16 protein-coding genes are annotated in these 13,818 nt (G+C 42.2%); 5 read left to right on the top strand and 11 right to left on the bottom strand.

Annotated features, from left to right (window positions below):
* Positions 1-9: 9 nt before the first annotated feature.
* The 7 genes from EO130_RS13250 to EO130_RS13220 form a co-directional block, all read right to left on the bottom strand.
* Positions 10-669, bottom strand: coding sequence for an alpha/beta hydrolase (locus EO130_RS13250; RefSeq protein WP_127141978.1), 660 nt, complete (start codon positions 667-669; stop codon positions 10-12).
* Positions 670-678: 9 nt separating this feature from the next.
* Positions 679-1,002, bottom strand: coding sequence for a hypothetical protein (locus tag EO130_RS13245; protein WP_127141977.1), 324 nt, complete (start codon positions 1,000-1,002; stop codon positions 679-681).
* The gene (locus tag EO130_RS13240) at positions 1,002-2,255 is read right to left on the bottom strand and encodes a dihydroorotase (RefSeq protein ID WP_127141976.1); all 1,254 of its coding nucleotides are present in this window, start codon (positions 2,253-2,255) and stop codon (positions 1,002-1,004) included. The genes EO130_RS13245 and EO130_RS13240 overlap by 1 nt, the downstream gene beginning before the upstream one ends.
* The gene (locus EO130_RS13235; RefSeq protein ID WP_241244356.1) at positions 2,252-4,174 is read right to left on the bottom strand and encodes a BatA domain-containing protein; all 1,923 of its coding nucleotides are present in this window, start codon (positions 4,172-4,174) and stop codon (positions 2,252-2,254) included. The genes EO130_RS13240 and EO130_RS13235 overlap by 4 nt, the downstream gene beginning before the upstream one ends.
* Before the next feature lie 127 nt (positions 4,175-4,301).
* Positions 4,302-5,309, bottom strand: a complete 1,008-nt coding sequence (locus tag EO130_RS13230; RefSeq protein ID WP_127142098.1) for a glycosyltransferase family 2 protein — start codon at positions 5,307-5,309, stop codon at positions 4,302-4,304.
* A gap of 50 nt (positions 5,310-5,359) precedes the next feature.
* Positions 5,360-6,055: an SGNH/GDSL hydrolase family protein gene (locus tag EO130_RS13225; protein WP_241244355.1), complete on the bottom strand. Its 696-nt coding sequence runs from the start codon at positions 6,053-6,055 to the stop codon at positions 5,360-5,362.
* Positions 6,056-6,163: 108 nt separating this feature from the next.
* Complete coding sequence (locus tag EO130_RS13220; protein ID WP_127141974.1) at positions 6,164-7,648, bottom strand: S10 family peptidase; 1,485 nt, start codon at positions 7,646-7,648, stop codon at positions 6,164-6,166.
* Positions 7,649-7,776: 128 nt separating this feature from the next.
* On the opposite strand from EO130_RS13220, the gene EO130_RS13215 reads away from it, so the two are divergent.
* Entirely contained in the window at positions 7,777-8,916 is a 1,140-nt protein-coding gene (locus EO130_RS13215) for a Gfo/Idh/MocA family protein (protein ID WP_127141973.1), read from the top strand.
* Positions 8,917-8,931: 15 nt separating this feature from the next.
* Here EO130_RS13215 and EO130_RS13210 read toward each other — a convergent pair whose 3' ends face one another.
* Positions 8,932-9,219 carry a type II toxin-antitoxin system RelE/ParE family toxin gene (locus EO130_RS13210; protein WP_127141972.1) on the bottom strand — a complete coding sequence of 96 codons (288 nt, stop codon included), beginning with the start codon at positions 9,217-9,219 and terminating at the stop codon, positions 8,932-8,934.
* Positions 9,206-9,451: a ribbon-helix-helix domain-containing protein gene (locus tag EO130_RS13205; protein ID WP_127141971.1), complete on the bottom strand. Its 246-nt coding sequence runs from the start codon at positions 9,449-9,451 to the stop codon at positions 9,206-9,208. Before EO130_RS13205 ends, EO130_RS13210 begins: the two co-directional genes overlap by 14 nt.
* Before the next feature lie 243 nt (positions 9,452-9,694).
* On the opposite strand from EO130_RS13205, the gene EO130_RS13200 reads away from it, so the two are divergent.
* Complete coding sequence (locus EO130_RS13200; RefSeq protein WP_127141970.1) at positions 9,695-10,522, top strand: hypothetical protein; 828 nt, start codon at positions 9,695-9,697, stop codon at positions 10,520-10,522.
* Between the two features lie 48 nt (positions 10,523-10,570).
* On the opposite strand, the gene EO130_RS13195 is transcribed toward EO130_RS13200, so the two are convergent.
* Complete coding sequence (locus EO130_RS13195) at positions 10,571-11,335, bottom strand: TIGR02757 family protein (protein WP_127141969.1); 765 nt, start codon at positions 11,333-11,335, stop codon at positions 10,571-10,573.
* Between the two features lies 1 nt (position 11,336).
* Complete coding sequence (locus tag EO130_RS13190) at positions 11,337-12,005, bottom strand: ABC transporter ATP-binding protein (RefSeq protein WP_127141968.1); 669 nt, start codon at positions 12,003-12,005, stop codon at positions 11,337-11,339.
* Positions 12,006-12,318: 313 nt separating this feature from the next.
* On the opposite strand from EO130_RS13190, the gene msrA reads away from it, so the two are divergent.
* Genes msrA through EO130_RS13175 form a run of 3 tightly spaced genes read left to right on the top strand, consistent with a single transcriptional unit; the run spans position 12,319 to position 13,799 of the window.
* The gene (msrA, locus tag EO130_RS13185) at positions 12,319-12,882 is read left to right on the top strand and encodes a peptide-methionine (S)-S-oxide reductase MsrA (RefSeq protein ID WP_127141967.1); all 564 of its coding nucleotides are present in this window, start codon (positions 12,319-12,321) and stop codon (positions 12,880-12,882) included.
* Entirely contained in the window at positions 12,869-13,468 is a 600-nt protein-coding gene (folE, locus tag EO130_RS13180; RefSeq protein ID WP_127141966.1) for a GTP cyclohydrolase I FolE, read from the top strand. Before msrA ends, folE begins: the two co-directional genes overlap by 14 nt.
* Before the next feature lie 40 nt (positions 13,469-13,508).
* On the top strand, positions 13,509-13,799 hold the full coding sequence (locus tag EO130_RS13175; protein WP_127141965.1) for a hypothetical protein: 291 nt from the start codon (positions 13,509-13,511) through the stop codon (positions 13,797-13,799).
* Positions 13,800-13,818 lie beyond the last annotated feature (19 nt).

Raw genomic sequence — 13,818 nt, 5'->3', positions numbered from 1 at the left:
GCCAAAAACTTAAATTCGTTCCTGCAGCCACTTTTTAAAGGAGAAAAAGTTTTGCTGGGAAACGCCATGGCCTACCGGGAATTCGTGATAGGTGGTGTCAATGTTCAAATTTTTCAGGAATTCAGGTGCCTTTTCTGCCCACTCCAAAGGAATAACTTGGTCCACTTGTCCGTGGGAAACATAAAAGTTGAGTTTGCTGTGGTCCTTCTTTTTGTAGTCACCCACCAGAATCCGCTCGTTGATATACCCGCTTAGGGCAACTACGTTTTTTATCTTTTCCGGGTAGGATAACGCTACGGCATAGCTCAAAATGGTACCTTGGCTAAAGCCTAAAAGTGTAATATTGTTTTCGTCCAGATGATAGGCTTCGATGGCTTCATCTATAAAATTGACGATTTTTTCCCTTGATTCCCTGGCTTGTTCATCATCACTCCATTTTCCCTGTTCTGCATCAAAATTTATGGCATACCACGCATGTCCAAAAGGTTCAAGATCATAGGGAGCCTTTACTGAAATGACCATTAACTCACCAGGTAATTCAGAAGCAAATGAGAACAAATCTTCTTCATTGCTGCCGTAACCGTGAAACATAAAAATGGCCGGTATTTTACCAGAAACTATGGATGAAGGGCGCACTAAGTGTGTAAGAGAAAGTGATTTTGGGAACATTGTTCTATTTTAGGATATGAAGGTAAACCATTTTTGAAAGAATGGACCAAGAACCGGCAATGGTTTTGTCTTTTCATTCAATACTTGTAAAAATCCAAAAACCCATATCACAAGATAAAAGACATATATAAAAACGGACAAATAAGCAATGCCCGAATAGGTGAGCAGAATGGCCAAGGCGTGAAACAGGATATGAATTCCAAAAGCCTGCCGTATATGGAAGCGGGCAAAGGTATTTTTAGGTTCAATGTTCATGGTAATGGCGATTAAACAGCCAATAATGGTGATGTAGGCTACAATTGCCGTAGTTTTTCCGGGGGTGGAATTACTCATTATAATGTAGTTAAATCGTTATGGATAATACCGTACACTTTTCCCTTTAAGGATGCGCCCACGAACATGCTGTTTTTTGAAGTAGAGAGGATATCTTTTGCTTCAAATTCATGTTCACCATCAGGATTGAAGAGGGTAAGGCAAGCTTTGGCGCCTTCTTCCAGCTTTGGTTTTTCAATTTGATATCGACTACGGCCTTTGGTCAATAGGTTAATGGTTTCATCCAAATCAAAGAGCGTGTTCAAGGCACCGAAGGCTGTTTCTAGGCCCAAACTTCCGTTTTTGGCGTTATCAAACTCTACACGTTTATGCTCAACATCCATGGGAACATGGTCCGAGGTCACAAAATCAATCGTTCCGTTTTTTACTCCCTTGATCAACGCCTTACAGTCGGATTTTGTACGTAAGGGAGGGGAAACCTTAAAATTGGTATCAAAACCGACTAACGTTTCATCGGAAAAGAAGAGGTTATGAATGGCAACACTACAGCTTACGTCCAAGCCTTTTTTCTTGGCTTCGGCAATCAGTTTTACCGAACCGGAGGTAGAAATTGTGGGAATGTGAAGTTTTCCACCAGCGTACTCCAACACAAACAAATCCCTTGCAATCTGTAACTCTTCGGCCAAGGCTGGAATACCCTTTAACCCAAGTTTTGTGGAAATCTCTCCTTCGTTGACCACTCCATTTCCTTTGATATGGCCATCTTGTGGAAAAGAATAGACCAAACCATCAAAATTCTGGGCGTATAACAAGGCTATCTTGAGCAAATTAGGATTGGAAATCTGTCTTTTGAAGTCATAGAAGGCAACAGCACCCGCATTTTTCATGTCATACAGCTCCGCAAGGTCGATACCGTCGGCATTCTTGGTCAGTGTGCCCAAGGGATGGATTTTAGTGGGTTTTCCCAGTCCACGTTCCTTTAGGAACACTACATCGGAACTGGTATCCGGCACAGGATAGGTGTTTGGGTTGAGCACAATATCGGTGAACCCGCTTTTGCCGGCCGTTAAAAGTCCGTTGGCAATTGTCTCCCGCTCTTCAAAGCCCGGTTCGCCAAAGCACACACTGCTATCGAACCATCCCAAGGATACATGAAGGTTGTCTTTTTCCACAGTTTTTACCTGGGAAGGAGCTTCCACTGATACACCGATTTTTTCGATAATCCCTTTTTTGATAAGAATATCACGCTTTTTCAAGTGAAGTTCCTTGTTCTCCGGGCATATAATTTTTGCAGACTTCAGCAGAATGTTCATGAAACAAATTTTTGAATGAGTACCTCGACGAGCGCCAGAAGCAACGCTAAAATAACAAACCATTTCCAATAAGCGGCAATGTCGTTTTCCGCTTTTAGATATTCGAAGAGCCCAGGAATGGAGTCCATAGTGTTCACATTTTCCAATGTCCCAAGGTCCAAATATTTGAGCCGACTCTCCGTTCGTGGATAATTAAAACTTATGTTTAGGAGTGTTTTTTGGTTCTGAACGATTTCGTAAATCCCGTCTTCTGTAGGGTTTTGGTCAAACGTTAACCGTACCCGATTGGGATAGGTTTGCTGAAGGGGAATGAACTCATATTCCTCCTTGAAGACCTTTAGAATTTCGTCATTGCCCAGTTCTGCCGGGACATCTACTACTGTGGGTTCACCAATGGTTTGATAGGGTTTGGATTGTTGTAAACTCGATTGGGCCATGTTGTAGAAGGTAGGAACGATCAACGGTGAGTTGATAAAGTTGGAGTTCTCCAATTCCAATGGAACGGTAAAGACATATAAACCGTTGTCACCAATCAAAAACGGATTTCCTCCATCCATGGACAATGCTATAGGTAGACTGGTCTGTACATTAAAATATTCCTTAACAAATGGATATTGGAAATTGGTGACCCGTTGTTCAAAAACATCGCGGTACAACGGATGGTCAAAGGTAATTTTTGTCAATCGCGTTTCTGTCGTCACTTTTTCAGTGAATCGGATAGCAGGCCAAGCGGATAGGAATGTATCGTAGGACACCAAATCGGTATTGATTGCCGGTACAACAATCAGCGAGCCACCTTCATCCTTAAAGGTGCGCAATATATTTTGAAGGCTATTGGGAATGGAAGGTAAGTTATCCAACACCACTACATTTTGGTCATCCAGAACGCTGTAATCCAATTGGGCCAATCGATACTTTTGAAATTCGAACTCATCGTCACGGAACAGGCGGTCCAAATAGTCACTATCCGATTCACTAATCGCCAAGACCTTTACCTTTTTCGTGTCGTTGATGTTGAAATAAAACCGATTATCGTACCCCAAGGCATTGTCCATAATGCTCAGTCGTCCATTCAAAGCTTGGTTTGATGGTATGGTAAATTCCACTCTTGCTGTGCCATCAGGATTAAATTTCGCTGCAGTTTTGGCAATCAGCTCATTCCCATTAAAGAGTGAAATTGGAAGAGGGTCGTCCGTATTGCCCCCGGTAAGGAATACGCTCAAAGCATTTTGATCATTCAATCCCTCGTCCACAAAAACAGAATCGATGGAAACATTTGTAATTTCCTTTGGTTCCATAGGAACGAAGTGGGTCCTAATGGTGGTGTCCAATTCGATATTTCCCTCGGAAATTCTTTCCTGAAAATCAGAGATAATGATCAGGTTTTTAACAGTGCCGTCATTGGATGAAAATAGGCTATTTGCCTTTAGGCCAATTTCGTCCAAATTCAACTGCTTGTAGGAGTAGGGCAGGGACAGCAAAGTGTTTTGCACATCCGACAACTTCACATTGGCAAAGGTTCTTTCATTGGTAAATAGGCTGAACGTACCCTCCTCATCCATGTTTTTTACAACATCTTGAATCGCTTTTTCCAAAAGTGAAATACCATTGGTTTTTGCCTGCATACTAAAGGAGTCATCCAAATACACCACCGTTTCCTTTTGCTGGAGTGCTGTGCTTGAAGAAGTAAAAGGCTGTGCAAAGGCAATGATGATGGCCGCCAATAACAATATACGGGTGATCAACAACAACCATTTTTTAAGGGTGTTGCTCTTTCTTGACTCCGAAACCACTTTTTGCAGCATGGCCACATTGGTAAAAGGGGTTTTGGTAAAACGACGTAATTGGAATAAATGGATTAAAATGGGTATGATTAGAAGAAAAAGTGCCCAAAGAATTTCTGGATGTTTAAACTGCATTCCCATCATTGCTTGGTCAAAGATAGGCATTAAAACATTCCAAATTCAAACTTCATTTATGATTAACGGATTTACAATTTAAAGTTCACTATCATTCTGAGCAAAGCGAAGAACCGCTTTTTAAATCTCAACAAAAAAAGAAATAATCCAGCATCGGGGATTGTCCTAAGTCAGAAAAATAGGTCCGAATCTCTTTTTGGGCTTCTTCGTTTGCCACTGTGATGATGCTCTGCGGGTTATTCAGTTCCTGCAATGCCTCAAAATGAACCAATTGTTTACCATAGATTTTCTTACCTATTTTCTTTGGGTTATCGCACAACCAAATAAAGTCCAGATTTCTTTTCTTTAGTCCTCTGGCAATTTTTTTTCCCTTAAATCCCGCACCCCATATCACTAAGGGTCGTTTTGGGTCATAATTGAGTTTTAAAAAGTAGTGTAGTTTAATGTCCAAAAAGTAATTCTGGGCGTAGTGTTCATGGGTGCGCGAGGTTCGAGTGTCGTAATCGCGCCATAGATGTAGCACTTGGTCGCAGGGAATGATGGTTAAGCCATGTTCATAAAGACGGAAGGTGAGGTCGTAATCTTCAGGGTATCGGTTGGGCTCAAAACCTTGACATTTTTCAAAATCTTCACGGTAGGTCATCCAACAGGGCGAAGGGATTACGCATTCCTTGTAGAGTTCATCAAAATTGGTCCCGGTAGCGGTCAAACGGTTCAACCATGCTTCATAACGTTCGTAACCGTTGCTTATGCCCCTATCTGAAAAGTATTTCACTTGTCCCACAGCAACATGACCTGTTCCGTGTTTTAGTAAAGAAATTACCATGACCTCCAAACGATGGGGTTTCATGATATCATCCGAATCCATGCGGGTTACAAAGTTTCCTTGGCACTGGGCATAGCCTGTTTGTAGTGCTGGAATGATGCCATGTCCTTGATTTTGAAAGATCTTGATACGCTCATCCTGTTGGGCATATGAGGTAAGGATGTCAAAACTTTTATCCGTAGAATGGTCGTTGACCGCTAATACTTCCCAATCTCTATAAGTTTGGTTACGAATGGAATCCAAACATTCGGGAAGGTACTGGGCCGTGTTTTTGAAGGGAATTATGATGCTGACCTTGCCATTTTCCATGTTCAAAGCTAACTAAATTCCCATGCGTATTTGTTTGAATTGAATTTCGATTAGTTTTGATGCAGTGTTTTATCAATGGCATCTTTCACCATGCGCTCCATAATCTCATATCCTGCTTTGGTAACATGTACTTCATCGGTCGTCAATTTGGACGGAAGTCCGTTTCTATCATCCGCCATTTCAGAGAAATAATCCACATACATGACATTTTGTGACTCGGCCATGGCTTTGAGCATAGTATTGAGCTTTGGTATTTTGATATTGGGCTCTTTACCTGGCCTCCATGGATAATCAACGGCAGGCAGTACTGAACAAACAATGGGCTTGATACTATTGGCCTTGGCCAATTCCACCATGGATAGGATATTGTCATGGATTTGCTCCAAGGTCATGGGGCCTGTATTGCCCGCAATGTCATTGGTGCCAGCCAAAATCACTACGACTTTTGGATGTAGGTCAATAACATCTTGGCGAAAACGCAGCAGCATTTGGGGTGTGGTTTGGCCACCAATCCCTCGATTTACATACGGATTCTCCTTAAAAAAATCGGGGTTGGCATCCTTCCACATTTCGGTTATGGAATTGCCCATAAAAACTACACGGTCCTCTCCGTCTGTGGCAGCAGGAAGTTCGGCATTTGCTGTTTGATACTTTTCCAAATTGGGCCAATCTTGCGCGTTGATTTTTGAGCCGCTCGACAATCCTAAGAATGATAACATGATAAAGAGTAGCGTGTTTTTTTTCACGGGATAAGGTTTTTTTAAAAATAGAGAATTTCAATCAAACTCATTCAAATAAAAAAAGCGGCGTGAAAGTATGTCACACCGCTTGTATCAGTTTTACTTTGGTTTGGATTAATATTTCGCGCTCTTTCCGTTGGCTTGGGTACGCAAAATAAACGCCCTAATGTCCTCATTGGCCGTTTTCAAATCCTCTTTTCTCAAATACATCATGTGTCCGGAACGATAGCCTTTAAACTCAAATCGGTCTTTCATTCTGCCACTAGGGTCTACCTGAGACATGGTGTATTTGGCGGCAAAATAGGTGCAGGCGCCATCATAATAACCCGATTGTACCAAAACGTTCAAGTAAGGGTTCTGGGCCATTGCTTGGCGCAAATTGTCCCGAACATTGTCATTACTGTCATCCCAAGGACGTACTGGGCCAAACATATTGTATTTGATGTCTGTTTTAAACCCTAACTCTTCTTGCAAATAATAGTTGATGGCCGGGGTGAAGCTATGCAACCAAGACGTCAATTCTGGAGAATAATCCGGACTTGTGCCCGCCAGTGTTTTGTCGATACCCAAATAGCGGCTATCTAAACGTCCCACGGTGTAACCACCCTTATCCCGCATTAAAGCCTTCCAGAAAAATTGTGTGGGTACATCCAAGTTGTGGTCAATAATATCTTTTGAGTTTAATCCAGAATATCTGGCCATTTTGTCGGCGATGGCTTTACGTTCCGAATCCGGTATAAAGCCACCTTTGGCAATGGCCGGCAATAATTCGTTAATAGTGAATTCTTCCACCTCTGGCAGTACTTCAAGAAGGTCCTTGCTTTGCAAATCGGACGGTAGGGCTTTGTGGTGCCAGGCTGCAGCTGCAAAATAAGGAAGGTTCAAGGCGCTGGAAACCGGGTCGTTGTCACGGAATACTTTGTAATCGGCAGGAGAAACCATGATCACCCCGTTCAAATATATCCACTGTTGGTTTTGTAGCGCCAAGGAAAGCCCCATCACACGGGTACCACCGTAGCTTTCTCCCACAATATATTTAGGTGAACGCCACCTGTTGTTTCGAGTCACAAAAGTATTGAGCCATTCGGCCAAGTATTTCGTATCCGCATTGATTCCGAAGAATTTTTCACGGTCCACCTCTTTCCCTGTTTCAGGAATGGTTCGCGAATACCCTGTATTTGCAGGATTTACGTAAACAATATCGGTAACATCCAAAACGGAATAGGGATTTTCCTTTACTCCGTAGGGCTGCACGGGATAACCTTCGTCATCGATTTTAAGGATACGCGGACCAGTATAGGCCAAGTGCATCCAAACCGAACCGGAGCCTGGCCCACCGTTAAACGAAATCAATAAAGGTCGTGATGCCCTGTCCCGAACATCATTTTTGGTGTAATAGGTATAATGTAGTGCAGCAATGGGTTTTCCCATTTCGTCCCAAACAGGTTGGGTACCAGTAGTAGCCGTGTAATCGATGCGCGCACCATTAATGGTCACGGAATGCTGTGTGGTAATCGCTGTGTCGACAGGAATCTTTCTTTCTTGTGCAAAGGCCATCGATGTGCAAAGCACAAGGCCCAATAGTAAGCATTTTTTCATATGAATTGGTTGAATTAATCTAGTTCATAAAAATAGGGAATTTGATAGTTTTTCCCTTGTTAAAAGAATAGTAATTAAGAATTAGCTCATTATGCTTAATTTTAGGTGAAACCTGAAAACCACATTGCATGAAACCCCTTACCCGAAGAAATTTTAACAGTCTCACCGCAAAAGGAATTGGCGGAGCCGCTTTGCTATCATCTGCTCCCTTTGCCTGTGCCATGGGTGCCAATCAGAATAAGGAAAAACTGGGCATAGCACTGGTTGGATTGGGAAGTTATAGCACTTATCAATTGGCACCTGCCCTGCAGGATACCCAACATTGTTATTTGGCAGGAATTGTAACTGGAACCTCGACCAAGGAACAGATGTGGGCCGATAAATATGGTATACCGGAAAAGAATATCTACAACTATCAGAATTTTGACGACATCGCCAATAATGAGGATATCGATGTGGTATATGTGGTGCTTCCGAATAGTATGCACGCAGAATTCAGCATACGGGCGGCCAAGGCCGGTAAGCATGTCATTTGTGAAAAACCCATGGGTATCAGTGTTGCCGAATGTGATGCGATTATCGATGCGTGCAAGGAAGCGGGTGTAAAACTGGGTATGGGCTATCGTCTGCATTCCGAACCCTACACCCAACAGGTCAAGGAATTTGTTCGTAAAAAGACCTTTGGCGATGTGTTATTTGTTTCGGCTGATGCCGCATACCGCTCTACGGGCAATCCTGACCAATGGCGATTGGACCGTTCACTTTCCGGTGGTGGCGCTCTGGTCAACATGGGTGTTTATGCCATCCAGAGCACGATTTATGGTACGGGGGAGAACCCAATATCGGTTGCAGCACAAGAGTTTAGTACGCGTCCTGATTATTTCAAGGATACCGATGAAACCATAACCGCCCAGTTGAAATTCCCGAGTGGGGCAGTGGGTAACATTACTACCTCGCATAATTTTAACGCAAATGCCATGTATGTTTCAGGTTCTTCGGGATGGTTTCGTTTGCAGCCGGCCAATAACTACGGTCCCTTGAGTGGTGAAACGTCGAGGGGGGACGTCTTAAATTTTCCGCACGAAAGTCAGCAAAAATTGCAAATGGACGATTTTGCACGCCACGTGTTGTTTGGTGAGCCCAACAAAGCTCCTGGTGAAATGGGAAAACGCGATATGATGATTGTTGAGGCCATATACCAATCCATTGCGAATGGAGGAGAAACAATCATGTTGGATTTTGAGCCTGATTATGGGTTTGGGGGTTGAAAAACTATAGCTCTATTACAAAATATCGGTCACATCTTGTCGTCCAACAATAGCCATTATTTCTACAATGTCGCCATTGATTCTATAATAAATACTGTCAGAGCCACAAACACAGCGCTTATAACCTTTTTTGATATGGTCTACAGATTCAAAAGAATAAGGGTTTTGGGCGATAATGTCGAAATAGTTAAAAAAGTTCTCAAAATAGTTATCAGCTTGGGTCACCCCGAACTTTTGAACCCCAAACCGATGAATTCTAATTAAGTCTTCTTTTGCGGTATTACTTAACCTATATTTCGTCATTCAAATTTAACTTGGATTCGTTCAGGATATCTTCCTTGCTATCATTGGTGAACCCACTCTTTTCAGCTTTTTCCAATTTAGCCTTTATCCAATCGATTTGTGCTTGTTGCCTTCTAGCTTGGCGTATCAAATCGTTGACAAGCTCACTTTTACTGGAATATTCTTCACTTTCTACTTGCGATTTAAGCCATTCATCGTTGGGTTTGGTAAAAGAAATACTTTGACGAGCCATGATTTGATTATTTGATGTGATGTAAAAATACACCAAAATAGCATCAACCACAAGAATAATTGATTATGAAGTTGGATATTTAATTTAAATACATGGATTCTTTCAATTAATAAAAGTTTTGAAAACAGTATTATGTAGGTCTTAAACAATTCAATACCAACGTTTAACATAAAAAATAAAAGGGATTTTAACATGACGATCAGTTGAATTTTGTTTTTTTTGTAATAACAAATCTTAGACATTATGAAAAAACTTATCCTACCTACTTTGGTTCTTCTTCTTATGGGATGTGACAAGGAAGATGCTATCCCGAATAACGCACCAGATACCACATCAGACGCTGCCATCAATGCTCTAACGGAGTACGTGCTGGTCAACAAAATTTTCCAGGATGTGGGTAACAGTAATGGAGATGCTATTTTGGGCGCTGAGAACAATACAGCAGGTTCAGCAGGGAAAACTACTTTAAACATGACATCACAAGTGGAAATTACCGTTTCCCCGGCCGATTTTGTGAATTTCCCCAAAACAATTACGGTCGATTTTAAAGATGGTATGTTGGGGCAAGATGGTGTTCTTCGCAAGGGAGTGGTGACCGTTGTTTCCACCAACTGGTATGGACAACCGGAAAGTACCCATACGGCAACTTTTCAAGATTACTACCATAACGACTACAAGGTGGAAGGCACCCACATTGTAGAAAATTTGGGTGCAAACGAGGATGGACATCTGGAATACAGCGTGGAAATCAATGATGGAAAAATAACCACTAAAGTTGGGGACGTCATTCAATATCAAGAAGATTCAAAACGAACTTGGATTTCAGGGAGCGAAACGCCACTGAACATTTGGGATGATGAGTATTTGTTGGATGGGCTGCAAACGGGAATCAGTTCCGCTGGATTGGATTATTCCTTGAGCACCATTGAACCTTTACACTTTGTTTTAGTACCACGGGGCATCAAATCTGGGGTTTTGAGCGTAGACCTAGGCGATATCAAAGATATCGAATTGAATTATACCAATTCCACCATAACGATTTTAGGCACCACGTACCCGTTTACCAAATAACATGCATGGTTTTAAGATCTGCCACTGAAGTTGAGCTGGTATACTAGACTAGAACCTTTCAAAAACCCCCAGCCCAAATAGTGCGAAGTCATATTTTACGGGGTCTCCGGGGTCTAGTTTTCGGAGGTTTTTATCCAGCTCCAACAAGGCTTTGGCATCGTTCTGTTTGCGTTTGAGCAATTTTAGTTTGCGCGCTACATTGCCCGAATGCACATCTAAGGGACAGGAGAGCTTGGAAGGGTCAATATCCTTCCATACTCCAAAATCCACGCCTGTACTGTTGTCCCGTACCATCCAACGCAAAAACATATTGATGCGCTTGGCGGCAGAACCTTTATTTGGGTCGGAAACGTGCTTTTGGGTCCGATGTCGATGGGGCAGCTCAAAAAATACTTCCTTAAACTTAGAAATGGCAGGTTGCATGGAATTCTTGGTCTGGTGGTTGGTAAAAATGGTTTCCAATCCACCGTGATTCATATAGATATGGTGCAAACTGGTTACAAAGTAACCAAGGTCGATACCATTGAACGTGCGGTGAACGAAAGGGGAGAGGCGCTCCAAATCATCTTCGGAATGGTTCATCACAAAATCATAGGGCGTATGGCCCATCAACTCCATCAATCTTGTGGCATTGTTGATAATACTTTTGCGGTTCCCCCAAGCAATGGTGGCCGTCAAAAAAGCACTGATTTCGATATCCTCCTTTTGTGTAAAGCGATGCGGAATTTGTAAAGGATCATCATCCAAAAATCGAGGATGGTTGTATTCCTCAACTTTGGCATCCAAAAATTCCTTGAGCTCCGCTTTGGTCATATCAATCTTTGGAAACTATCAATCCGTCCACCATGGTGAGCTTTCGGTCGGCCATATCGGCCAATTCCATATTATGGGTCACCAATACAAAGGTTTGCCCAAACTCATCCCGCAGTTTAAAAAATAGCTGGTGCAGATTGTCTGCGCTTTCAGAATCCAGATTTCCACTGGGTTCATCTGCCAACACTACCGAAGGATTGTTCATTAACGAACGGGCTACGGCTACGCGCTGCTGCTCTCCACCCGATAAAGCATTGGGCTTATGGTGATAACGGTCTTTTAATCCTAAAAAATCCAGTAATTCCTTCGCACGATTTTCCGCCTCGGCTTTCGGCGTTTTTTTGATAAAGGCTGGGATACAGACATTTTCAAGTGCTGTAAATTCGGGCAATAATTGGTGAAATTGGAAGATAAACCCGATATGTTCATTGCGAAACTGGGCCAAAGACTTGTCGTTGAGTTGGTTCACATCGGTATCGTTGATCAATAAGGTGCTTTCCCCTTTGTTGGTCGGCGTGTCCAAGGTGCCTAAAATTTGTAGCAAAGTGGTTTTTCCTGCACCGGAGGCCCCAACAATGGAAACCACCTCTCCTTTTTGTATGTCCAGATTTACCCCCTGCAATACCTTGAGGTCTCCGTAACTTTTTTGAATATTTGTGGCCTTTATCATAAGTACAACTTCTCTGGTCGAAGATAAGGATTACTGTTGTACCGCAAAGATTGCATTTTCAGCGTACAAATTTGTCGGTTTAAAGGATTTTTGACAAAAATGAATCACAATTTAACGTGAATTAGCTTTTGATATAGGAAGCTTATGTTATCGACCTATCCGTTGGCGGGCAGCTACTATACTTTTAGATTAATATGGGCTGATATTCATTTTATTAAAAGTTAAGGTGTTATCGACAAATTCGACAAATCATTCCATAAATATTTGTTAGAATGTATTATCACCCATAAATATTGTTTAACTTTGAATCAAAATGAATGAACAAAATAATTTAAACTTGGAAATTGCCATTTTTGCCGGAGGTTGTTTTTGGTGCACCGAAGCTGTTTTTCAGCGGTTGAATGGAGTAGAGGAAGTAGTTTCCGGATATACGGGTGGAACAATTAAAAATCCGGCCTATCGAGAAATTTGTACTGGCCGCACTGGACATGCCGAGGGGGTAAAAATCACCTTCAACCCTGAAAAAATATCTTATCCTGAACTTTTGGAGGTTTTTTTTGCTACGCATGACCCAACTACGTTGAACAGACAGGGCAATGATGTGGGTACCCAATATCGTAGTGAAATTTTTTACACAACTCCGGAACAAAAACAATTGGCGGAAGAGTTTATCCAAGTATTGGAAAAGGAAAACGTATTTTCATCACCCATAGTCACGGCCGTATCCGAAGCAAAACCATTTTATTTGGCCGAGGAAGAGCATCATAATTATTATAACGAAAACCGGCAACAGCCCTATTGTCAATTTATAATTGATCCAAAGATCAAAAAACTGAACAACCATTTTTCAAAAAAGCTAAAACATGGCACCTTATAGGAACCTCGAAGAGTACAATATTCAAATTACCAATGAGGTAAAGGAACATTTTACCAAAATAGTGGAAGACATCGGGGAGGATGTCACCCGGGAAGGATTGCTCAAAACCCCTGAGCGTGCGGCAAAAGCTATGCTTTTTTTGACCCAAGGATACAAGCAGGACCCACAGGAAATTCTTAAAGGCGCCATGTTTGCCGAAGATTACGACGACATGGTCATTATTAAAGATATTGAACTGTATTCCCTCTGTGAGCACCATATGCTGCCATTTTTTGGCAAGGCTCATATAGCCTACATTCCCAATGGACATATTGTAGGATTGAGTAAAATTCCCCGCATTGTGGATGTGTTCGCCCGAAGGCTCCAAGTGCAGGAACGTTTAACACACGATATCCTGGAATGTATCAACACTACCCTTAAACCCAAAGGTGTGGCAGTGGTCATTGAGGCTTCGCATATGTGCATGATGATGCGCGGTGTGCAAAAACAAAATTCGGTAACAACTACCTCTGGATTTCGTGGTCAATTTGAAAAAATTGAGACCAGAAACGAATTTTTGAAGCTGGTAAGCTCCGATTTGTCCTAAACAACTTTTTCAATTAAGCGGGAATTGCTATTTTTCCCCTATGGCTGAAGAAAAGGATAATAAGTACCGTAACTTACTTTTGGGCTTGCTGTTTGATGCTATCGGGATGCTATCCTTCGTCATTCCGGGGATAGGGGAGTTTTCCGATGTCATTTGGGCACCAGTTGCCGGGTGGCTTATGACCCGATTGTACAAGGGAGGGGTAGGACAGGCTGCCGGTTTGATTACTTTCGCCGAAGAGCTGGTTCCCGGCATGGATATTATCCCCACGTTTACGCTGACCTGGATATACACCTATCTATTGAGCAAAAAAAAGAGTGCCAAAACTTAATTTGGCACCCTAATCTCCT

The sequence above is a fragment of the Flagellimonas marinaquae genome, assembly GCF_003992675.1.
GTDB lineage: Bacteria > Bacteroidota > Bacteroidia > Flavobacteriales > Flavobacteriaceae > Flagellimonas > Flagellimonas marinaquae.
Note: the sequence above shows the minus strand (reverse complement) of the source record. Positions and strands in the feature narration are given on the sequence as shown.